The sequence below is a fragment of the Rhodococcus sp. M8 genome (genome assembly GCF_015654185.1).
Classification (GTDB): domain Bacteria; phylum Actinomycetota; class Actinomycetes; order Mycobacteriales; family Mycobacteriaceae; genus Rhodococcus; species Rhodococcus aetherivorans.
The window spans coordinates 2,287,180-2,307,817 of record NZ_CP064065.1 but is presented as its reverse complement, the minus strand read 5'-3'; the positions used below and the strand labels follow the sequence as shown (position 1 = coordinate 2,307,817).

The 20,638-nt window shown below is 72.9% G+C and carries 24 protein-coding genes and 1 riboswitch; of the genes, 19 read left to right on the top strand and 5 right to left on the bottom strand.

All coding sequences use genetic code 11. The features are described from left to right. Positions 1-44: 44 nt before the first annotated feature. The 6 genes from ISO16_RS10325 to ISO16_RS10300 all read left to right on the top strand — a co-directional run bounded on the left by ISO16_RS10325 (position 45) and on the right by ISO16_RS10300 (position 5,253). Positions 45-833, top strand: a complete 789-nt coding sequence (locus tag ISO16_RS10325) for an SDR family NAD(P)-dependent oxidoreductase (protein ID WP_072635889.1) — start codon at positions 45-47, stop codon at positions 831-833. 108 nt (positions 834-941) lie between these two features. Continuing rightward, a complete protein-coding gene (locus tag ISO16_RS10320; RefSeq protein WP_029545439.1) occupies positions 942-1,574 on the top strand; it encodes a LemA family protein in 633 nt (210 codons plus the stop codon). Positions 1,575-1,652: 78 nt separating this feature from the next. Further along, positions 1,653-2,192 (top strand): orotate phosphoribosyltransferase, encoded by a 540-nt coding sequence (pyrE, locus tag ISO16_RS10315; protein WP_006945331.1) that lies wholly within the window; start codon positions 1,653-1,655, stop codon positions 2,190-2,192. A gap of 19 nt (positions 2,193-2,211) precedes the next feature. Beyond that, positions 2,212-3,318, top strand: a complete 1,107-nt coding sequence (gene galT, locus ISO16_RS10310; protein WP_044476460.1) for a galactose-1-phosphate uridylyltransferase — start codon at positions 2,212-2,214, stop codon at positions 3,316-3,318. Further along, on the top strand, positions 3,315-4,457 hold the full coding sequence (gene galK, locus ISO16_RS10305) for a galactokinase (protein ID WP_072635888.1): 1,143 nt from the start codon (positions 3,315-3,317) through the stop codon (positions 4,455-4,457). The genes galT and galK overlap by 4 nt, the downstream gene beginning before the upstream one ends. 46 nt (positions 4,458-4,503) lie before the next feature. Further along, on the top strand, positions 4,504-5,253 hold the full coding sequence (locus ISO16_RS10300) for a lysoplasmalogenase (RefSeq protein ID WP_072635970.1): 750 nt from the start codon (positions 4,504-4,506) through the stop codon (positions 5,251-5,253). A gap of 36 nt (positions 5,254-5,289) precedes the next feature. Here ISO16_RS10300 and ISO16_RS10295 read toward each other — a convergent pair whose 3' ends face one another. Continuing rightward, positions 5,290-5,736 (bottom strand): hypothetical protein, encoded by a 447-nt coding sequence (locus ISO16_RS10295; RefSeq protein ID WP_006945336.1) that lies wholly within the window; start codon positions 5,734-5,736, stop codon positions 5,290-5,292. Between the two features lie 63 nt (positions 5,737-5,799). Between ISO16_RS10295 and ISO16_RS10290 the strand changes: the two genes are divergently transcribed. The 5 genes from ISO16_RS10290 to ISO16_RS10270 all read left to right on the top strand — a co-directional run bounded on the left by ISO16_RS10290 (position 5,800) and on the right by ISO16_RS10270 (position 10,222). Next, a complete protein-coding gene (locus ISO16_RS10290) occupies positions 5,800-6,567 on the top strand; it encodes an SDR family oxidoreductase (RefSeq protein ID WP_044476450.1) in 768 nt (255 codons plus the stop codon). Between the two features lie 47 nt (positions 6,568-6,614). Then, positions 6,615-7,235, top strand: coding sequence for a hypothetical protein (locus ISO16_RS10285; RefSeq protein ID WP_083662295.1), 621 nt, complete (start codon positions 6,615-6,617; stop codon positions 7,233-7,235). A gap of 2 nt (positions 7,236-7,237) precedes the next feature. Further along, complete coding sequence (locus tag ISO16_RS10280) at positions 7,238-7,903, top strand: TrmH family RNA methyltransferase (protein WP_029545427.1); 666 nt, start codon at positions 7,238-7,240, stop codon at positions 7,901-7,903. A gap of 76 nt (positions 7,904-7,979) precedes the next feature. Then, on the top strand, positions 7,980-9,140 hold the full coding sequence (locus tag ISO16_RS10275) for a glycoside hydrolase family 76 protein (protein ID WP_072635887.1): 1,161 nt from the start codon (positions 7,980-7,982) through the stop codon (positions 9,138-9,140). Positions 9,141-9,157: 17 nt separating this feature from the next. Further along, positions 9,158-10,222, top strand: coding sequence for a GTP-binding protein (locus ISO16_RS10270; protein ID WP_065922232.1), 1,065 nt, complete (start codon positions 9,158-9,160; stop codon positions 10,220-10,222). Here ISO16_RS10270 and ISO16_RS10265 read toward each other — a convergent pair. Together ISO16_RS10265 and ISO16_RS10260 are read right to left on the bottom strand one after the other, a co-directional pair. Continuing rightward, positions 10,219-10,884, bottom strand: a complete 666-nt coding sequence (locus ISO16_RS10265; protein ID WP_006945353.1) for a DedA family protein — start codon at positions 10,882-10,884, stop codon at positions 10,219-10,221. The two genes, ISO16_RS10270 and ISO16_RS10265, sit on opposite strands and share 4 nt — an antisense overlap. A 23-nt stretch (positions 10,885-10,907) precedes the next feature. Continuing rightward, positions 10,908-11,681: a DedA family protein gene (locus tag ISO16_RS10260; RefSeq protein ID WP_006945355.1), complete on the bottom strand. Its 774-nt coding sequence runs from the start codon at positions 11,679-11,681 to the stop codon at positions 10,908-10,910. Between the two features lie 150 nt (positions 11,682-11,831). Between ISO16_RS10260 and fbaA the strand changes: the two genes are divergently transcribed. Further along, the gene (fbaA, locus tag ISO16_RS10255; protein WP_006945356.1) at positions 11,832-12,869 is read left to right on the top strand and encodes a class II fructose-bisphosphate aldolase; all 1,038 of its coding nucleotides are present in this window, start codon (positions 11,832-11,834) and stop codon (positions 12,867-12,869) included. Positions 12,870-12,938: 69 nt separating this feature from the next. On the opposite strand, the gene ISO16_RS10250 is transcribed toward fbaA, so the two are convergent. Further along, the gene (locus ISO16_RS10250) at positions 12,939-13,928 is read right to left on the bottom strand and encodes an Rv0361 family membrane protein (RefSeq protein WP_072635886.1); all 990 of its coding nucleotides are present in this window, start codon (positions 13,926-13,928) and stop codon (positions 12,939-12,941) included. Positions 13,929-14,008: 80 nt separating this feature from the next. Here ISO16_RS10250 and ISO16_RS10245 point away from each other — a divergent pair, with 80 nt between their 5' ends. From ISO16_RS10245 to ISO16_RS10235, 3 genes are all read left to right on the top strand, one after another. Then, positions 14,009-14,425 (top strand): DUF3151 domain-containing protein, encoded by a 417-nt coding sequence (locus ISO16_RS10245; RefSeq protein WP_029545418.1) that lies wholly within the window; start codon positions 14,009-14,011, stop codon positions 14,423-14,425. Then, positions 14,412-15,557, top strand: coding sequence for an FUSC family protein (locus ISO16_RS10240; protein ID WP_072635885.1), 1,146 nt, complete (start codon positions 14,412-14,414; stop codon positions 15,555-15,557). The genes ISO16_RS10245 and ISO16_RS10240 overlap by 14 nt, the downstream gene beginning before the upstream one ends. Positions 15,558-15,625: 68 nt before the next feature. Continuing rightward, positions 15,626-16,558, top strand: a complete 933-nt coding sequence (locus ISO16_RS10235) for a cation diffusion facilitator family transporter (protein WP_029545414.1) — start codon at positions 15,626-15,628, stop codon at positions 16,556-16,558. A gap of 6 nt (positions 16,559-16,564) precedes the next feature. Here the strand turns inward: ISO16_RS10235 and ISO16_RS10230 are convergent, their stop codons facing one another. After that, positions 16,565-17,104, bottom strand: coding sequence for a histidine phosphatase family protein (locus tag ISO16_RS10230; protein WP_072635884.1), 540 nt, complete (start codon positions 17,102-17,104; stop codon positions 16,565-16,567). A 59-nt stretch (positions 17,105-17,163) separates the two neighbouring features. Continuing rightward, positions 17,164-17,277, top strand: a riboswitch (cobalamin riboswitch). 59 nt (positions 17,278-17,336) lie between these two features. Here ISO16_RS10230 and ISO16_RS10225 point away from each other — a divergent pair. The 4 genes from ISO16_RS10225 to ISO16_RS10210 all read left to right on the top strand — a co-directional run bounded on the left by ISO16_RS10225 (position 17,337) and on the right by ISO16_RS10210 (position 20,609). After that, the gene (locus ISO16_RS10225) at positions 17,337-17,501 is read left to right on the top strand and encodes a CbtB domain-containing protein (protein ID WP_373566487.1); all 165 of its coding nucleotides are present in this window, start codon (positions 17,337-17,339) and stop codon (positions 17,499-17,501) included. Positions 17,502-17,587: 86 nt separating this feature from the next. Further along, positions 17,588-18,379, top strand: a complete 792-nt coding sequence (locus ISO16_RS10220; protein WP_050035707.1) for a CbtA family protein — start codon at positions 17,588-17,590, stop codon at positions 18,377-18,379. Positions 18,380-18,384: 5 nt separating this feature from the next. Further along, the gene (locus ISO16_RS10215; RefSeq protein ID WP_072635883.1) at positions 18,385-19,878 is read left to right on the top strand and encodes a cobyric acid synthase; all 1,494 of its coding nucleotides are present in this window, start codon (positions 18,385-18,387) and stop codon (positions 19,876-19,878) included. Beyond that, positions 19,875-20,609 carry a cobalt-precorrin-6A reductase gene (locus ISO16_RS10210; protein ID WP_072635882.1) on the top strand — a complete coding sequence of 245 codons (735 nt, stop codon included), beginning with the start codon at positions 19,875-19,877 and terminating at the stop codon, positions 20,607-20,609. Before ISO16_RS10215 ends, ISO16_RS10210 begins: the two co-directional genes overlap by 4 nt. Positions 20,610-20,638 lie beyond the last annotated feature (29 nt).

Sequence of the window (20,638 nt, the reverse complement as noted above, 5' to 3'; positions counted from 1 at the left end):
CGCGTCACCGGAAGCGGTCCGGCGCGCTGCGCTAGCTTTAGCCCATGACTTCCGCTGCCACCCGGCCCGTCGCCCTGATCACCGGCCCCACGTCCGGCATCGGCGCAGGCTACGCGCGCGCGCTCGCCGGCAAGGGGTACGACCTCGTGCTCGTCGCCCGTCGCGAGGAGAGCCTGCGGTCCCTCGCCGACGAACTGACGTCGCGTTTCGGCACCACCTCGGAGGTCCTCGCCGCAGACCTGGCCACCGAGGACGGCCGCGCCTCCGTCGCGCGGCGTCTCGCCGAGGGCGTGGAGATGCTCGTCAACAACGCCGGGTTCGGTACGTCCGGCGAATTCTGGACCGCCGACCCCGCTCTGCTGCAGTCGCAGCTCGACGTCAATGTCACCGCCGTGATGCAGCTGACCCGGGCCGCGCTGCCGCCGATGATCGCGGCAGGCAGGGGCAGCATCGTCAACGTCGCCAGCGTCGCCGGATTGCTCTCCGGGCGTGGTTCGACGTACTCGGCGAGCAAGGCCTACGTCGTCTCGTTCACCGAGGGACTGGCCGGCGGACTCGCCGGCACCGGGGTGCGGGTGCAGGCGCTGTGCCCCGGCTTCGTGCACACCGAGTTCCACGAGCGGGCCGGGATCGAGATGAGCTCGATCCCGGAACTGATGTGGCTCGACGTGGACACGGTGGTGCGCACGTCCCTTGCCGACCTCGAGGCCGGCAAGGTGATCAGCATTCCGGGCCTGCAGTACAAGGTGCTCACGACGGTGGGCCGGCTCGTCCCGAAGAACCTGGTGCGCAGGGCGACCAACCTGGTCGGACGCGGCCGGGGACGGACGTAGGCCCAGCGCAGGTAACGGTCCGGACACGGCGCGCCGACACGGCGCGTCGCGACTCGGGCGTCCCCTCGGCCCCGCGGTAGATTCCGCCCTGTGACGTCTGTGGCTCTTGTGATTGTCGTTGCGGTCGTGGTGGTACTGCTGCTGTGGACGCGCGCCGCCGTCCGCCGCCTCCGGGTGCTGAAGTCGCGCCACCGTGACAGCCTGCGCCTGCTGACCAACGAACTCGACGACCGCTACGACCAGGTGCCCGCCCTCGTCGCGGCCTCCGCCGGCGCCGGCATGGATCGCAGCCGGCTCAGCCCCGTCGTCGGAGCCCGCTCCCTGGCAATCGCCATGCGCGACCAGCGGCTGCCCCTGGGCGAGCGGGCCGCGGCCGAGAACACCCTGTCGGCGGCCCTGCACGACCTGATCGGCGTCCTCGACGGCGTCAACCACTGGCCGTTCATCCGCGTCGCCCGCGAGTTGCAGACCCGCGAGCAGCGCATCGCCGGGGCCGCCCGCGTCCACAACGACCTCGGCCGCGCCATCAACACCGCGACCATCACCTTCCCGGCCTCGGTGTTCGCGCGCCTCGCCGCGGTCGGACCCGTCCCGCTGTTCGAGGTCGCCGCCCCGCCCGCCCCCACCGCCGTGGCCCCGCCGGAGCCCGTCGCGACGGCTCCCGCCTCCGCCCCCGGAGGCGATGCGCCGACCGGCGGATCGGACGCGCCGACCGGCGGATCGGACACCGTCGCGGCCTGACCGTCGGACCCCGACTAGGCTCGTCGTCGCCGGCGCCCTCGGGGCGCGGCGTGGAACGAGAGACGGTGAGGGGTTGCGATGAGTGATCGCGAGGAGTTGGCTGCGCTGGTTCGCGAACTGGCGGTGGTGCACGGCAAGGTGACCTTGTCGTCCGGCAAAGAGGCCGACTACTACGTGGATCTCCGCCGCGCCACCCTGCACCACCGGGCCGGCCCGCTGATCGGCAAGCTCATCCGGGAACTGGTCGCCGACTGGGACTTCGACGCCGTGGGCGGCCTCACCATGGGTGCCGATCCGGTGGCGCTCGCGGTCATGCACGCCGCCGGCCGCCCGATCGACGCGTTCGTCGTCCGCAAGGCCGCCAAGGCGCACGGCATGCAGCGGCAGATCGAGGGTCCCGACGTGCTCGGCAAGCGTGTCCTGGTGGTCGAGGACACGACCACCACGGGCAACTCTCCGCTCACCGCGGTCAAGGCCCTGCGCGACGCCGGCGCGACGGTCGTGGGTGTCGCCACCGTCGTCGACCGGGCCACCGGTGCCGGCGAGGTGATCGCCGCGGAGGGCGTCGAGTACCGCTACCTGCTGGGTCTGCAGGACCTGGGACTGCAGGACGCCTAGGTTCTCCGTGGCCGGGCGGGTGCGACGGACCGCGACGCGCCTCGCGGACGGCCGGGAACTGTTCTATTTCGACGACACCGAGCCGTACGTCGGTGGTGGCGCGGTGCGGGAGCGGCACGACACGCGGCGGCTACCGTCGGCCGGGGCCGCGTCCGAACTCCGCTTCGACCCGCTGACGGGGGAGTGGGTGGTCTCCGCGTCGCACCGCATGGACCGCACCTTCCTGCCGGACCCCGCGGACTGCCCGCTGTGCCCCACCCGTCCGGGCCGGGCCGCCACCGAGATCCCCGCCGACGACTACGACGTGGTGGTGTTCGAGAACCGCTTCCCGGCCCTCGGGCCGGGTGGCGCCGTCGCCGGTCCGGTGGACGGCGACCCGCTGTGGCCGCGACGACCCACGACGGGCCGCTGCGAGGTGGTCGCGTTCACCGCCGACCACGACGCCCGGTTCGCCGACCTGAGCGTCGCGCGGGCCCGCACGGTGTTCGATGCGCTGGCCGACCGCACCGCCGAGCTCTCGGCCGCCCCCGACGTGCGGCAGGTGTTCTGCTTCGAGAACCGTGGTGCGGAAATCGGTGTGACGCTTCAACATCCGCACGGGCAGATCTATGCCTACCCGTTCCTGCCGGCGCGCTCGCAGGTACTGGTGCAGCGCGCCCGCGCGCACCACGCCGCGACGGGCCGGCTGCTGCAACGCGACGTGCTCGAGGCCGAACGCCGGGCGGGCACGCGCATTGTGTGGTCCGGTCGGCGGTGGACCGCCTACGTGCCGGCCGCGGCGCGGTGGCCGATCGAGGTGCACCTCGCCCCGCATCGCGACGTGCCGGACCTCACCGCCCTCGACGACGCCGAGCGCGACGAGCTGGCGGTGGCCTACCGGGAGTTGCTGCGCCGCGTGGACCTGTTCTTCGACGGCATGGACCGCGTCCCCTACATCGCGGCCTGGCACCAGGCGCCGGTCGGCGACGAGCGGCCGTACGGTCGTCTGTTCTGCCAGATCTTCTCGCTGCGCCGCGCCGCCGACAAGCTCAAGTACCTGGCCGGCTCGGAGTCCGCGATGGGTGTATGGATCAGCGACACCTCCGCCGAACGCATCGCGGCGCGGCTGCGGGAGCTCGCCGGATGAAGGTGTGCGCGGCCGCGGCGGCCGAGTTCGCCCGGGAGTTCGGTGGGATACCGGAGGGGGTGTGGTGCGCGCCGGGCCGGGTCAACCTGATCGGTGAGCACGTCGACTACGCCGGCGGGCTGTGCCTGCCCCTGGCGCTGCCGCAGGTCACGGCGGCGGGGGTGCGTCGCCGCGACGACGGGACGGTGCGGCTCGTCAGCGAGGGCTTCGCCGGTGCGTCCTTTGGGCTGCTCCAGCCGCCCAAAGGACGCACCGGCGGCTGGGCCGCCTACGTGGCCGGGGTGATTCACACGCTCGACCCGCCCGGGTTCGCGGGCGTCGACGTCGCGATCGCCTCCGACGTGCCGGTGGGGGCAGGCCTGTCCAGCTCGGCGGCGCTCGAGGCGGCCGTCGCCCTCGCCCTCGCCGAGTTGTACGGGCTGCCGGTCGACGATGCCGGCCGGGCCGCCCTCGCCGCCGCCTGCACGCGGGCCGAGAACGACTGTGTCGGCGCCCCCACCGGCGGCATGGACCAGCAGGTCGCGCTGCGCGGCCGGGCCGGTCGTGCACTGCTGCTGGACTGCGCGACCGGAGCGGTCGAGCACATCCCGATCGACCTGGAATCGCACGGCCTGGCGCTGCTCGTCGTCGACACGGACGCGCCGCACCGCCTCGTCGACGGGCCGTACGGGCAGCGGCGCCGCGACGTCGAGGAGGCCGCGCGCCGGCTCGGCGTGACGAGTCTGCGCGAGGTCGACACCGTGGCTGCGCTCGACGCGCTGACCGATCCGGTGCTGCGGCGCCGGGCCGGGCACGTCGTCACGGAGATCGCCCGGGTGCGCGCCGCCGTCGCCGCGCTGCGGGACGACGCCCCGGACCGGCTCGGGCCGCTGCTCGACGCCGCGCACCGGTCGCTGCGCGACGACTTCGAGGTCAGCTCCGTCGAACTCGACAGCGCCGTCGACGCCGCCCGCGCCGCCGGGGCGCTCGGGGCCCGGATGGTCGGCGGCGGATTCGGCGGATCCGCGATCGCGCTGTGCCGGGCGACGGACGTCGCCGCGGTGGCGGAGGCCGTGACGGCGGCCGCCCGCGAGCGGGACCTGCCGCGGCCGAAGTTCCTGCGTGCGGTGGCGGCGGCGGGCGCCCGGCGCTGCTCCTGAGGGAAGGCGGCCGGGTGACGTCGTGCGGGTCGGTACGCTGCCGGCCATGGGATGGTTCAGCCGGGACAAGTGGAACGCCGAGCATGCGGTGTTCGCCGCGGCCGCGGCGGCGACGGTCGTGGGCGGGGTGCTCGGCAACGAGCGGTTGCAGCGGGTGGCCAAGCCGCTGATCGGCCCGTCGCTGGCGGTGCGGGTGCTGCGGCACGCCCCGCACACCGACCGGCTCGACACCGCTTTGTTGCTGCTCGGGCTGACCGGCGCGACCGTCGGCGACGTGTTCATGATCGACCCGGACGACGACGCCCGGCTGCTGCGCGGTGCGTCGTCGTTCGCCGTGATGCAGGCCTGCTACTCGGCCCTGCTGGTGCGTCGCGGTGCCCGTCCGACGCGGTCGGCGGCGGTGCCGCGGGCGGTCGCGGCGCTCGGGGCCGCCGGTCTGCTCGGCGCACGGTCCCCGGAGGTGGCGGCGCCGCTGACCGGGTACGGCGCCCTGCTGGGCACCACCGCGACCCTCGCCGCCGATCCGGCGCTCGCGCCCGGGGCCCGGCGGGTGGCCGGACTGCCGATCCCGAACGAGGACCGGCGCAGCTGGCTGGGCGCCGGCGGCCTGGTCTTCACCCTGTCCGACGGCACCATCGTCGTGCGGCGGGTGCTGCTGCGGTCGCAGCGGACCCGGGCCGCGGCGGAGGGATTCGTGCTCGCGACGTACGCGCTCGCGCAGTTGCTCCTCGTCGAGGGCAAGCTCGCCCTCGGCCGGGACGGCACTCGCGCGCGCCGGGGCCACCTGCGCGGGTAACGACGGGCGCGACAGGCACTTTCGTGCGCACGTCGCCTACGGGCAGAGGACGATCCGGTCGCGGTCGCGGGGGTCGACCCGGATGCCGACGACCCGGCCGGGCTCGAACCGGGCGAGATCCTCGCGGGCAACCTCGTAGAGCACCCGTCCGTGGTACGGCTCGGAGCCCGGCACCGTCAGGTCGAGGTCCAGTTCGGTCAGCTCGCCGTTGTCGACGGTGTGGCCGAGTTGCCGGGCCGAGGTGATGGTGGCCCAGCCCTCGAGGCCGCGGCGGGCGAGGCGGCGGTCGGCGCGCGGCGGCCGCCCGGCGAGGATCATGGCGATGCCCAGCGCCGAGCCGTACGCGGCCAGCAGGAACATGATCTGGTAGGGGACGGTGCCCTCGGGGGAGTTGGCGACGAACAGGCCCAGCCACAGCGCCAGGACGACGATGTACCCGGCGGTGACGAATGCGACGGCACGAACGACTCGAACGTGGTTCATTGCTCCTCCGATGCCAGGATAGTCCGTGACCTGCGCCACGTCCGTCGTCGCTACGCTGCATCCATGAATTCACCCAGTGTGTTCGTCACCGGCGCCGCCTCGGGGATCGGCCGCGCCACCGCACTGCTCTTCGCCCGCCGCGGTTACCGGGTCGCGGCCGTCGACGTCGACGCGGCGGGCCTCGAGGTGCTCGCCGCGGAGCAGCCCGGCATCGTCACCGGCGTTCTCGACGTCACCGACGCGCTGGGCTGGGAGCGGGCGCTGAAGGGGTTCTGCACCGACGGCACCCTCGACCTGCTCGTCAACAACGCCGGCCTCCTGGCGTCGGGACCGTTCGAGACGACCGCGCTCGAACGGCACCGGCAGATGGTCGACGTCAACGTCACCGGCACGATCACGGGCTGCCACAGCGCGTTCGAGTACCTGCGCCGCACGCCCGGCGCCCAGGTGGTCAACCTCTGCTCGGCGTCGGCGCTCTACGGCCAGCCGGAGCTCGCGACCTACAGCGCCACCAAGTTCGCCGTGCGCGGGCTGACCGAGGCGCTCGATCTGGAATGGGCCCCGCACGGCGTCCGGGTGATCGCGTTGTGGCCGCTGTTCGTCGAGACGGCGATGACCCGGGACCTGAACGTCGGCGCCGCGCGGCGGCTCGGGATCCGGCTCACCGCCGACGACGTCGCCCGGGATCTCTACGACCTGACCCGCCCCGGGCGGCGGCCGTCGGGTGTGCACCACGCGGTGGGCTGGCAGGCCAAGGCGTTCGCCGCCCTCGCGCAGGTTACGCCCACCCGGCTCAATCGCCTGGTCAACCGGTGGGTGACCGGCAGCTGAGGCGGTCTCGCTAGAGTGGCGGACGGATCAGCGACGGAGGGAGTCGGGTGAACGTGCGTCGGATGTCGTCGATCGGTGCGGCCGCGGTGGCGGTGCTGGCACTGGCCGGCTGCGGAGGGACCGCGGACGGCGGGGAGCAGCCGGCCGCCGCGTCGTCGGCGAGCGCGGCCGCCACGACCACCACCACGACCGCGGCACCCGCGCCGACGGCCCCCGGGACCACGACGGCCACCGGGACCACGACGACCACGCCGCCGGCGCCGGCCCCCGACAGCGCGCCGACGACGCTGGCGGACGTGCAGTACGAGCGCAACGAGTCGTACTACTTCACCAGCCCCGACGGCGGGTTCCGCTGCGGCATCGTCAGACTCCCCTCGCGCACCGAGGCCGGCTGCGAGGGTGCCACCGATCCGGTCCCCCCGCGTCCCGAGAATTGTATGGTCAACTGGGGCAACGGTATTCGCGTACAGGACGCGGGCCCGGCGGAGTTCATGTGCTCGGGCGGCTCGGTCTACACCTCCGGCGGCGACGACCCGGTGCTGCCGAGCGGATCGCGGCTGAGCAAGCTCGGCTACACGTGCGAGACCACCGACGCCGACGTCACCTGCGCCAACGACGCCACCGGTCACGGCTTCACGATCGCCGCCGGCTCCAACACGACCTTCTGACCGTGCAACTCGACGACGCTCCCGGCCCCACCGAGTGGGGCGAGCACCCGCACGGGTGCGGCCCGTGGGCCGAGGAGTTCGGCACCGAACCGCCGCAGGATCCGCGCTACGATCCGGAGCTGCTCGCCCGCGGCGACCGCCGCAACGTCGTCGACGCCTACCGCTACTGGACGCGCGAGGCGATCGTCGCCGACATCGACAACCGCCGTCATCCGCTGCACGTGGCGATCGAGAACTTCGGGCACGACGCGAACATCGGCACGGTGGTGCGCACCGCCAACGCGTTCGCGGCGGCCGCCGTGCACATCGTCGGCCGCCGGCGCTGGAACCGTCGCGGGGCCATGGTGACCGACCGGTACCAGCATCTCGTGCACCACCCCGACGTCGACTCCCTGATCGACTGGGCAGCCGGACGGGGACTGACGATCGTCGCGGTGGACAACACACCCGGATCGGTGCCGCTCGAGACCGCGCAGCTGCCCCGCGCGTGCATGCTGCTGTTCGGCCAGGAAGGGCCCGGTGTCACGGCGCGGGCGCGGGAGGTCGCGGCGACGACCGTGTCCATCGCCCAGTTCGGCTCGACCCGCAGCATCAACGCCGGCGTCGCCGCCGGGATCGCGATGCACGCCTGGATCCGGCAGCACGCCGATCTCGACCGGGCCTGGTGAAGAAACGTTCGACGGGGAGCGGCCGATAGGGGAAAGCTGGTATCGGTAGCGACGGTGAGACGAGGTTGGCGACGACATGTCGGATGTGTGGGCCGAGCGGGCGGATCTCGCGGAGGCTGCAGTCATGTCGCGGCACGTGCGGCGGCTGTGGGCGCTGCCCGGCACCGCGCTCGGGGTCGTCGGCTGGCCGGCGGTGCGCCGCGAACGGCTCTTCCTCACCTGGCACTACTGGTGGCAGGCCCACCTGATCGATCTCGCGGTCGACGCCGCCGAGCGGGAGGCGACGCCGCGGCGCCGGCGCCGGGTGCTGCGGCTGACGCGCTCGCACCGGATCCGCAACCTCGCCGGCTGGACCAACAACTACTTCGACGACATGGCCTGGCTCGGCCTGGCGCTCGAGCGGGCGCAGCGACACCTCTACGTCGACCGCCGCGACGCCATCGCCGTCCTCGAGAACGAGTTGTTCGCGGCGTGGGCGCCCGAGCGGGGCGGCGGCATCCCCTGGCGGCGCCGCGACGACTTCTACAACACCCCGGCCAACGGCCCGGCGGGCCTGCTGCTCGCCCGCACCGGAAAGCTGCTGCGGGCCCAGGAGATGGCGGACTGGATCCACGAGACGCTGCACGACGCGGAGACCGGCCTGATCTTCGACGGGATCCGGCGCGACCGGGTCGAGCGCGCCGTCTACACGTACTGCCAGGGCGTCGTGCTCGGCCTGGAGACGGAGCTGGCGGTGCGGATGGGCGATCCGCGGCACCGGGAGCGGGTGCACGCCCTCGTCGACGCCGTCGACAACGAGCTGACCGAACGGGGGGTGATCACCGGCGGCGGCGGTGGGGACGGTGGGTTGTTCAACGGCATCCTCGTCCGGTACCTGGCGATGGTCGCGACGACGCTGCCGGTGGTCGATCCCGAGGACGAACGGGCGCGCCGGGTCGCGGCGCGGATCGTGCTCGCGTCCGCGCAGGCCGCGTGGGCGAACCGCCTGCAGATCGAGGGGCTGCCCCTGTTCGGGCGGGACTGGTCCGTCCAGGCGCGGCTGCCGGGAACGGCCCCCGGGATCGCGCGCTTCTCCGGCGGCACGGTGCGCAGCTCGGGGGTGGCCGAGCGGGATCTGTCGGTGCAGCTGAGCGGGTGGATGCTGATGGAGTCGGCCTACGCCGTGGCCGCCGAGCGGGCGCCCGGGCCGAGCGCCGCGCGGCCCGACGGCACCCGTTTTGAAAACGGTTATCGATAACGGCTATCGTCGACGGCATGACCGTCGCGACGCCCCTGCCCGTCACCGTGCTCTCCGGCTTCCTCGGCGCGGGCAAGACCACACTGCTCAACCACATCCTCGCCAACCGCGACGGCGCGCGCGTCGCGGTCGTCGTCAACGACATGAGCGAGATCAACATCGACGCCGCGCTCGTCGCCGGCCAGGGCAGCCTCGACCGCACCACCGAGAAGCTCGTCGAGCTCACCAACGGCTGCATCTGCTGCACGCTGCGCGAGGACCTGATCGAGACGGTCGCGCGGCTCGCCCGGGAGAACCGGTTCGACCATCTCGTGATCGAGTCGACCGGCATCTCCGAGCCGATGCCCGTCGCCGCGACGTTCGACTGGGAGTTCGACGACGGCTTCCGCCTCAGCCGGCTCGCGCGCCTCGACACGATGGTCACCGTCGTCGACGCCGCCACATTCCTCGCCGAACTCGCGCGCGGCGACCGCCTCGACGACCGCGCGCTCGAGGCCGGCGCAGGCGACGAGCGCAGCATCTCCGACCTGCTCGTCGAGCAGGTCGAGTTCGCCGACGTGCTGCTGGTCAACAAGACCGATCTGGTGAGCGACGCCGTCGCCGGGGCCGTCGAGGCCACGCTGCGCCGGCTCAACCCGACGGCGCGGCTGCTGCGCACCGTCCACGGCGCCGTCCCGATCGACGAGGTCCTCGGCACCGGCCGCTACGACCCGGAGGCGGCCGCGCTCGCCCCGGGCTGGGCCGAGGAACTCGCCGGCGGTCACACCCCGGAGACCGAGGAGTACGGCATCCGCAGCGTCGTCTACCGCGCCGACCGCCCCTTCGACCGGGCCCGGCTCGAGGCGGCGGTGGAGAACCTGCACGGGGTGCTGCGCAGCAAGGGCTTCTGCTGGTTCGCCGACGACCCGGACACCGCGGCGATCTGGTCGCAGGCCGGCCCCAACCTGATGCTCGAACCGGCGCAGCCGTGGTCTCTGACCGGCGAGACGCCGGGCCAGGAGATCGTCTTCATCGGGGTGCGCCTGGACCCGGACACCCCGCGCCGCCTCCTGGATCCGGCTCTCGCGGCCGGGCACTCCTAGTCGGGGTCGACGTCCGCGATCTCCACGTCCACCGCGGGCCGCGCCATCTCGATCCGGTACTGCCGGACGCCGAGCACGGTGCCCACCACGAGGACGGCGGCCATCACGGCGAGGACCGTCGGCAGCAGCCACGAGACCCGCTCGAGGTATTCGCCGAAGTAGAACCCGACGAGCAGCAGGACGGGCGCCCACAGGATCGCGCCGATCGTGGACGCGATCGTGTACCGGGTGTGGTTCATCCGGGCGGCCCCGGCCACCAGCGGCGACAGCGTGCGCACCCACGGGATCCAGCGGGCGATCAGCACCGCCCAGAACCCGTACCGGTCGAGCAGGACATTGACCTTCCGCAGGTTGGCCGCGTTGAGGTATCGGCCGTTGCGGCGGGCGATGAGGTGGTGGCCGCGACGGTGGCCGATCACGTACCCCACCTGGTTCCCGGCGATCGCGGCCACCATCGCGCCGACCGCCAGGGCCCACACCTGCGCCGCACCGGAATGGTGGGCGGCCAGCACGACGCCGGCGGTCAGCAGCATGGAGTCCCCGGGCAGGAACAGTCCGAGGATGATCGCGCACTCGACGAACACGAACGTCACGACGACGAGCCACACCAGGGCGGGCCCGGCGGTTTCGAGAGGACCGAAGGTTTCCGCGGCGAGAATCATGGAGGACGCGTTCGCGCGCGTGCTCAGGGCGTGGTGTCGCGACGGGTCGTCGGCACCGGCACCGTGTCGGCCGTGGCCTCGGCCTCCGTGACGGCCGCGGCCCTGCGCTTGGCGATCAGGTGCTTGCCGATCTCGAGCAGGATCGGGACGACGGAGACGAACACGATGAGCAGGAAGATGATGTCGATGTTGTCGCGGATGAAGGCGATCTGACCGAGCAGGTAGCCCAGCAGCGTCACGCCCGCGCCCCACAGCACGCCACCGACGATGTTGTAGGTGAGGAACACCGGATACCGCATGCGGGAGGCGCCCGCGACGACCGGCGCGAAGGTGCGCACGATGGGCACGAACCGGGCGAGGACGATCGTGATCGGACCGTGCCGCTGGAAGAAGTCCTCGGACTGGTCGATGTACTGCTTGTTGAGGATCTTCGCGTCGTAGCTCTTGAACAGGCGGGTGCCGCCCTTGGCGCCGATCCAGTAGCCCACCTGGTCGCCCAGGATCGCCGCGATCGGGATCGTCACCATCAGCACCCACAGCGGCGCGAACGGCGGGATCTCCTCGGACTTCGAGGCGGCGATCAGGCCCGCCGTGAAGAGCAGCGAGTCGCCCGGCAGCAGGGGGAACAGCAGACCCGACTCGATGAACACCACGAGCAGCAGGCCGATGAGCACCCAGGTGCCGAAGGAGTTGAGCAGGTTCACCGGGTCCAGGAATCCCGGCAGCAACGCCAGATTCGTCACGCTCTCCGGGACGACGGTCACGGACTCCAGGCCTCCGAGCACACTCACGGCCACCAGAGTACCGGTGGGATGCCGGTGGCCCGAATCACGGCGGGCACCCGACTGTGTCCCCGCGCCGGCAGTTGACATACTGCAGGGACAACCCTGGCGCCTCCCGCACCCCCGGGGAGGCACCCATCGACTCTCATCTGGAGGACAGCCGCCGTGCCAATCGCGACTCCCGAGGTCTACGCCGAGATGATCGCCCGCGCCAAGGATCACTCCTTCGCGTTCCCGGCCATCAACTGCACCTCGTCCGAAACCATCAACGCCGCCATCAAGGGCTTCGCGGACGCCGGCAGCGACGGCATCATCCAGTTCTCGACGGGTGGCGCCGAGTTCGGCTCCGGCCTCGGCGTCAAGGACATGGTGACCGGCGCCGTCGCGCTCGCCGAGTTCGCGCACGTCATCGCCGCGAAGTACGACGTCACCATCGCGCTGCACACCGACCACTGCCCGAAGGACAAGCTGGACGGCTTCGTGCGCCCGCTGCTCGCCATCTCGCAGGAGCGGGTGAAGAACGGCGAGAACCCGCTGTTCCAGTCGCACATGTGGGACGGCTCGGCCATCCCGATCGACGAGAACCTGCAGATCGCCCAGGAGCTGCTGGCCCTGTCGAAGGACGCGAACATCATCCTCGAGGTCGAGATCGGCGTCGTCGGCGGTGAAGAGGACGGCGTCGAGAACGCCATCAACGAGAAGCTCTACACCTCGATCGAGGACTTCGAGAAGACGGTCGACGCGCTCGGCGCCGGTGAGAAGGGCAAGTACCTGCTCGCCGCGACGTTCGGCAACGTCCACGGCGTCTACAAGCCGGGCAACGTCAAGCTCGAGCCGTCCGTGCTGGCCGACGGCCAGGCCGCCGCTTCGAAGAAGCTGGGCCTGCCCGCCGGCTCGAAGCCGTTCGACCTGGTCTTCCACGGCGGTTCCGGCTCGCTGAAGTCGGAGATCGACGAGGCGCTGAGCTACGGCGTGGTGAAGATGAACGTCGACACCGACACCCAGTACGCGTTCACCCGCCCGATCGCCGGCCACATGTTCGCCAACTACGACGGTGTGCTGAAGATCGACGGCGAGGTCGGCAACAAGAAGACCTACGACCCGCGCAGCTACCTGAAGAAGGCCGAGGCGTCGATGACCGCTCGGGTCGTCGAGGCCTGCAACGACCTCAAGTCCGCGGGCCGCTCGGTGTCCGCCGGCTGATCCGTCCCTGCGCCGTCATCCCACACGAGCGGTGACGCGGGCCCGGCCCGCGTCACCGCTCGTGTCGTTTCACTCCCCGCAGACCTTCCAGTCCTCGCCCTCCCGGGCCAGGTCGAAGGTGCGCTGGGTGACGTCGGTCGGGGTGCCGGCCGGGTGCGCCGTCACCTGCGCGATGGCCTGGCCGTCGGTGATCTGCACCTTGTCGATGCCCGTGACGACGGGCACGGTGCCCTGGTCGACGGCGGTGCGGTGGATGTCGGCGAACTGCTCGGGCGGCACCGAGGCGTAGAACTCCTGCAGGCCGCCGCACGTCGTGGTGCGCAGCGTCGTCAGGTCGCCGGCGGCGAGCGCCCGGACGAAGGTCTCGACGGTGGTCCGGATCCGAGCCTCCGGCGAGTTCGCCGCCCGGTCGTCCAGGTAGACCTTCACGGCCGCGGCCGCCACCGCGGCGACGACGAGCAGGCCCGCGACGAGGGCCGCGATCGCCCAGCCCCGGCGGCCGCGCCGGGCGGGTGCGACCGGGTCGATGCGCTGCGGCCCCGGGACCGGCTGGACGCGCTGGGGTTCGATGCGCTGGGGTTCGATGCGCTGGGGTTCGACACGCCGCGCCTCCGGCCGGGGCGGCGGGACCCGCGTCGGCTGGACGCGCGGCGGTTCGGCGCGCTGGGGGGCGACCCGCTGCGGCTCCGCGCGTCCGGCCGCCCGATCGGGCTCGATCCGCTGCGGCGCCTGCTTGGGGGTGTGCGTGGTGACGGGGATGCGTGCGGTGGGTGCGTCGGCGGGGGAGGGCGCGGGCTCGGCGCGGCGCGTGGCCGGGATGGCCACGGTCGCCGCCTCGCTCGCCGCGGCCGGCCCGGGCTGTGCGGCCGGCGCGTCCGGGCCGCCGGCGGCGGGATCCGCGGCACCGGCCGGGGCCGGCGCGTCGTCGCCGGGGGTGTCGCGCTCCGAGCCCGCGCGCGGTGCCGGGTCCTCGGCGTCGTCGTGCTCCGCGGAGGACCGGGGGGTGTCCGTCGCCGGACGGGGAGACGTGGTGGTGTCTTCGTTCTTCGGATCCGGCACGCGATCCCCCTTGCTGGACGGACGGCTGTTCTCCCGGGCAGCCTATCGACCGTCTTCGGGCGGTGGGCACAATGGTGGCCATGACGTCTTTCGGTGACCTTCTCGGACCCCAACCCACCCTGCTGCCCGGCGACGACGAGGCGGAGTCGGCGCTGCTGAACCACGAGGACCCGGCGAAGGTGGCCGCCGATCACCCGACCGCGTCGATCGCCTGGGCATACCTGGCCGAAGCCGCCCTCGGGCGCGGCGAGACGATCGCGGCCTACGCCTACGCCCGCACCGGCTACCACCGCGGTCTCGACCAGTTGCGCCGCAACGGCTGGAAGGGCTTCGGTCCCGTGCCGTTCGACCACGAACCGAACCGGGGCTTCCTGCGGTGCGTCGCGACGCTGGCCCGCGCGGCGAAGGAGATCGGCGAGGCCGACGAGCATGCCCGCTGCCTCGACCTGCTCGAGGACTGCGACCCGCGCGCCGCCGAAGCACTTGGCGTCGATTAGTCCCCGGTTACCCACCAGGGTGGGCACGCGCCGGCGGCTGCGCACGTCGGGGCGCCGCCTGCGTTCCTCGGCGCTGCCGATCCTGCAGTGCGCGCTGGCAGCGGGCATCGCCTGGTGGGTCGCCACGGGGCCGGTCGGGCACGAGCAGCCGTTCTTCGCGCCCATCGCGGCGGTGGTGTCGCTCGGGCTGTCACTGGGTGCGCGGATGCGACGGTCGGTCGAACTCGTCTGCGGTGTCACCGTGGGCATCGGTGTCGGCGACCTGATCATCTCGTTCATCGGCAGCGGCCCGTGGCAGATCGCGCTCGTCGTCGCGATGGCGATGGGCACGGCGGTCGCGCTCAACAGCGGCCCGATCTTCTCCATGCAGGCCGGGAACTCGGCGGTGCTGGTGGCGACCCTGATCCCGCCCGGCGGGTCCGGGGGTATCGACCGAATGGTCGACGCCCTCATCGGCGGGCTGGTCGGCATCGCCGTCGTCGCCGTCATCCCCACCCACCCGGTGCGCCGGGCGCGGCGGGAGGCGGCGAACGTGCTGTCCACCACGGCGGACGTGCTGCGCAAGGTCGAGGCCGGCCTGGTCGAGAACAACCCGAAACCCATCGAGGCGGCCCTCAGGGAGGCCCGGGCCACGCAGTCGGCGATCGACGCGATGCGCGCCAACATCTCCGGCGGCAAGGAGGTGAGCCGCATCTCGCCGCTGTACTGGAACAGCCGGCCCCGGCTCGAGCGCCTCATGGCCGCGGCGGACCCGATCGACAACGCCATGCGCAACACGCGGGTGCTGGCGCGCCGGTCGCTCTCGCTCGTGCGCGACGACGAGATCCTCGACCCGCGGCTGGTGCGGCGCATCGAGGAGCTGGCCGGGGCGGTGGACGTGCTGCGGCTGATGGTCCTCGCCGAGCCGGGGGAGCAGCCCGATCAGGCGGAGGCGGCCCGGGTGCTGCGCAGCGTGGCCCGGGAGATGAAGCCGGACCTCGTGGCGGGGGCGGGCCTGTCCTCGACGGTGGTGTTCGCGCAGATTCGTTCGCTGATCGTGGACCTGCTGCAGGTGGCCGGCCTCGAGCGGGTCTCGGCGATCGCCACGCTGCCCCCGACGGTGGAGCATCCGGCGTATCCCCCCGAGTCCTGACGGCTCCCCTCTCCGTTGAACATATGCGTATGTCTGCATATGATTGCCGAAACTTCGGAGGGAGGACCATGGGCGTCGGACACGGCCACTCGCACGGCCATTCCGGGACGAGCACTCCCGGCGGGGCCGGCCCGTCGAAGGGACGGCTGTGGCGGATGGCGATCGCCCTCGTCGTCCTGGTCGCGTTCCTGATCCTCGAGACGGGCGTCGCCCTGTGGATCGACTCGCTGGCCCTGCTCGCCGACGCCGGCCACATGCTCACCGACGTGGTGGGCATGTCCATGGGCATGGTCGCGTTGATCCTGGCCCGGCGGGGCAGCACGGCGGCCGCGCGCACCTTCGGGTGGCACCGCGCCGAGGTACTCGCCGCCATGGCGAACGCCGCGCTGCTGCTCGCGGTGGCGGTGTGGGTGTTCTACGAGGCGATCCGCCGCATCGGTGACGCCCCGGAGATCCCCGGGACGGCGCTGGTGGTCACCGCGGCGGCCGGCCTGGCCGCCAACCTCGTCGTCATGCTGCTCCTGCGGGCCGACGCCAAGGACAGCCTCGCCGTGCGCGGCGCCTACCTCGAGGTGCTCGCCGACGCGGTCGGCAGCGTCGGGGTGCTCGTCGCCGGTGCCCTCGTGCTGCTGTTCGACTGGAGCCTCGCCGACGTCGTCGTCGGCGTCCTCATCTCCCTGTGGGTGGTGCCGCGGGCGGTGCGCCTGGCCGCGGCGTCGCTGCGCATCCTCACCCAGGCTTCGCCGGCCCACCTCGACGTCGACGGGGTGCGCGCCGACCTGTCCGCCCTTCCCGGCGTCACCGGCGTCCACGACCTGCACGTGTGGACCCTGACCACCGGCATGGACGTCGCCACCGTGCACCTGATCAGCGACCACGACGGGCAGTGGGTGCTCGAGTCGGCCCGCGCCGTCCTCACCTCCCACGGGCTCGAACACGCCACCGTCCAGGTGGAGACGACCGTCAACGGGCGGCGCTGCGAGGAGAACGTCACCTGGTAGGGCGGCTCAACCCAGCCGCAGCGACCACCGGCCCCCGCGTCCGTGCAGCCGGACCTGTGCGAGCGGGCGCACGTCGATCCGCCAGAATCCTGCCGGGGGCGCGCCGAGGGCGTACACCGTCGCGGCGCGGATCACGGCCGGGTGGGTCACCGCGACGACCCGGCCCGGCGCCAGCTCGTCGAGCCACCGCGCCACCCGTTCGGTCAGCTCCGCGATCGACTCGCCGCCGTGCGGCGCCGCGTGCGGGTCGGTGAGCCACTGCTGCAGGCTCTCGGCCGGCACCTCGTCCATCGCCCGCCCCGCCCAGTTGCCGTAGTCCAGGTCCCGCAGCGCCCGATCGACCGCGGCCGTCGTGCCCAGCGCGGCCGCAGTCTCGACGGCCCGTCGCTCCGGCGCCGCGACGACGCGGTCGGCCACCGGCGCGACCGCCCGCTCCAGTTCTCGTCGGCCGCGTTGCGACAGCGGCTCGTCGGCGGGGAACCGGACGGCGCGCTGCGCCTCCGTCGAGGCATGGGCCAGAAGGACGAGGCGAACCACGGCGGTCATCGAATCACAACCGCCGGGGGTGTCGCCTTGACAGGGGCGGGCTCACGGTGCGACTGTTCCTGCGTCACACGTGCCGAGGTGCAGGCAATCCGGTGCAAGTCCGGAGCGGTCGCGCCACTGTGACCGGGCGACCCGCCCGGGAGTCAGAAAACTGTCTCGGCGCATGGATTTTCGACGGGACGCGTTATCCCAGGAGGATGCCATGGCTACTGTCCACACCCCCGAGTCCACGATGGGCTCCGCTGCGCTGGCCGCCGCGATCACCGCCGTCGTGCTGCTCGCCTTCGTCACCCTCTACCTGGTCGGCTTCGATCAGGGCGCGATCTCGCGCACCGGCATGTTCATGCATGAGCTGATGCACGACGGCCGGCACCTGCTCGGCCTGCCGTGCCACTGAGGCCGGGGGGCGGCGTGTCACCGAGTCCGGGGGCCGGCGTGTCACCGAGTCCGGGGGCCGGCGTCTCGTCGCACCCGGACGCTGCCGTGTCGGCAGGCGTCCCGCTGACCGGCCCCTACACCCGGATCCTGCTGCGCGGCCTGCTGGCCGGCCTGATTGCCGGCCTGCTCGCCGGCGCCGTCGCCTTCGTGGTCGGCGAGCCGCACATCGAGGCCGCGATCGCGCTGGAGGAGGCCGCCGCGACGCACGCGGCCACCGAGGCGCACTCCCACACGCACGAGGCCGCGTCCGCCGGTCACAGCCACGGCGAGGACGCCCTCGTCAGCCGCACCGGGCAGAAGGTGGGCCTGATCCTCGCCACCACCCTCGCCGGTCTGGCGCTCGGCGCGCTGTTCGCGTCGGTGCTGCACTTCGCCCGGCGCCACACCACGCTGTCGGGTCCCGCTCTCGGACTGCTCGGCGCCGGAGCGGGATGGCTCGCGATCGAAGCGGTGCCGTTCCTGAAGTACCCGGCCAACCCGCCGGCGGTGGGGGACCCGGACACCATCGACCAGCGCACCCTCCTGTGGGTCGCGGCGGTCGTGCTCGGCCTCGTCGCGCTCGCGGTGGCGGTGGCCGCCGCGAAGGCGCTCGCCCGTCAGGAGCTGCGTACCGTCCGGCTCGCCGGACCGGTCCTGGCGTTCCTCGTCGTGGTCGGTCTCGGGTATGCGGTGCTGCCGACGATCGACGAGGTCGGCACGGACTTTCCGGCCACGCTGCTGTGGGACTTCCGCGTTGCGTCGGTGATCGTTCAGACCACCCTGTGGTTCGCCCTGGGCGTGGCGTTCGCGTTCCTCACCGAACGCGCCGATCGTCGCGTGCCCGTCCGCGTGGCGTAGCCGTCGTGGGACAGGGCCTGCTCGTCGCCGGAACCACCTCGGACGCCGGGAAATCCGTGGTGACCACCGGGATCTGCCGGGCCCTGGCCCGCCGTGGGTTGTCGGTCGCGCCGTTCAAGGCGCAGAACATGTCCAACAACTCCATGGTGGCCGTCGACCCGGTCACCGGCGACGGCGTGGAAATCGGCCGCGCGCAGTGGATCCAGGCGGTGGCGGCGCGCGCCGTACCCGAGGCCGCGATGAATCCGGTGCTGCTCAAACCCGGCAGCGACCGCCGCAGTCACGTCGTGGTGCTCGGCCGGCCCGCCGGTCACCTCGAGGCCGGCGAGTTCGCCGGCGGCCGAAAGCACCTCGCCGAGGCCGCCTTCGGTGCGCTCGACGACCTGCGGGACCGGTTCGACGTGGTGGTCTGCGAGGGCGCCGGCAGCGCCGCCGAGATCAACCTGCGGGCCCACGACTACGTGAACATGGGCCTGGCCCGGCACGGCGACCTGCCGACCGTGCTCGTCGGCGACATCGATCGCGGCGGGGTGTTCGCCGCCATGTACGGCACCCTCGCCCTGCTGGATGCGTCCGATCAGGCCCTCGTCCGCGGCTTCGTGATCAACAAGTTCCGTGGAGACCTCGGGCTGTTGCGTCCCGGTCTCGAGTCGCTCGAAAAGCTCACGGGCCGGCCCGTGCTCGGCGTCCTGCCCTGGCAGCGCGGCCTGTGGCTCGACTCGGAGGACTCGCTCGCCCTGTCGTCGCGCCCGGCCCACGACGGCGCCGGGTCGCTCACCGTCGCGGTGGTGATGCTGCCGCGGATCAGCAACTTCACCGACGTCGACGCGCTGTGCCTCGAACCGGACGTGCGGCTGCGGTTCGTCGACGATCCGCGCGCCCTCGCCGGCGCCGACGTGGTGATCCTGCCCGGCACCCGCGCCACCCTCGCGGACCTCGCGTGGCTGCGCGGCCGTGGCCTCGACACCGCCGTCGCCGACCACGCCCGTCGCGGGGGCGTGGTGCTCGGGATCTGCGGCGGCTTCCAGATGCTCGGCCGGCGGATCTCCGATCCGCACGGCGTCGAGGGCACCCCCGGGGCGTGCGTGGACGGGCTCGGACTGCTGGACGTGCACACCCGTTTCGAACCGGAGAAGGTGCTGCGGCTGCCGGCCGGGTCGGCGCTCGGGGTGCCGGCCTCCGGGTACGAGATCCACCACGGCCGCATCTCCCGCGGCGGCGACGAGGAGTTCCTCGGCGGCGCCCGGGCGGGAACGGTGTTCGGCACCATGTGGCACGGCAGCCTCGAGGGCGACGCCCTGCGCACGGCGTGGCTCCGCGAGGCGGCCGCCCTCACCGGGCGCGACCTCGCCACCGGCACCGTCGGCTTCCACGCCGCCCGCGAGGCGCGCCTCGAGGTGCTCGCGGACATGGTCGAGGAGCACCTCGACGTCGGCGCCCTGCTCGGGATGCTCGAGGCTCGGCCGGTGCTGCCCACACTGACGGGCGGCCTGGCGTGACCGTCCTCATCCTCGGCGGCACCGGCGAGGCGCGGGCGCTCGCCGCCGGCCTGGACACCGCGGGGGTGGCGTACGTGTCGTCGCTCGCGGGACGGGTGCGCAACCCGCGCCTGCCGGTCGGCGACGTGCGGATCGGCGGTTTCGGCGGCATCGACGGACTGCGGGAGTATCTGCGCGGCAACGGTATCCGCAGGGTGGTCGACGCCACGCACCCGTTCGCCGCGCGGATCAGCGGTAACGCCGCGGCCGCCTGCGCGGCGGCCGGGGTGCCGCTGCTGCGTCTGGCGCGGCCGGGCTGGACCGGCACCGGCGACTGGACGTGGGTCGACGACCATGATGCGGCCGCCGCGGTGGCCGCCCGAGGGGCGAGCGTGTTCCTGAGCACGGGCCGCCAGACCCTCGATCGCTTCCTCGGGCCGCTCGCGCGGCACCGCGTCCTGGTGCGGGTGGTCGAGCCGCTGGACCTCGACGTGCCGGACTCCTGGACGGTGCTGCTGGCCCGCGGCCCCTACACCGTCGACGGAGAGCGTGCGCTGCTCGCCGGCCACGGGGTGGACGTGCTCGTCACCAAGGACTCCGGCGGGGACCTCACGCGCGCCAAGCTCGACGCGGCGGCCGAACTCGGGGTGCGGGTGGTCGTCGTGCGCCGCCCGCCCTCGCCGGCGGGCGTGCCGACGGTGGCGACGGTCGCGGACGCCGTCGCGTGGGCGACGGATTCCCGCGCGAATTAGTCCTCCGTGCACGCAATGTCGTGTGCAGG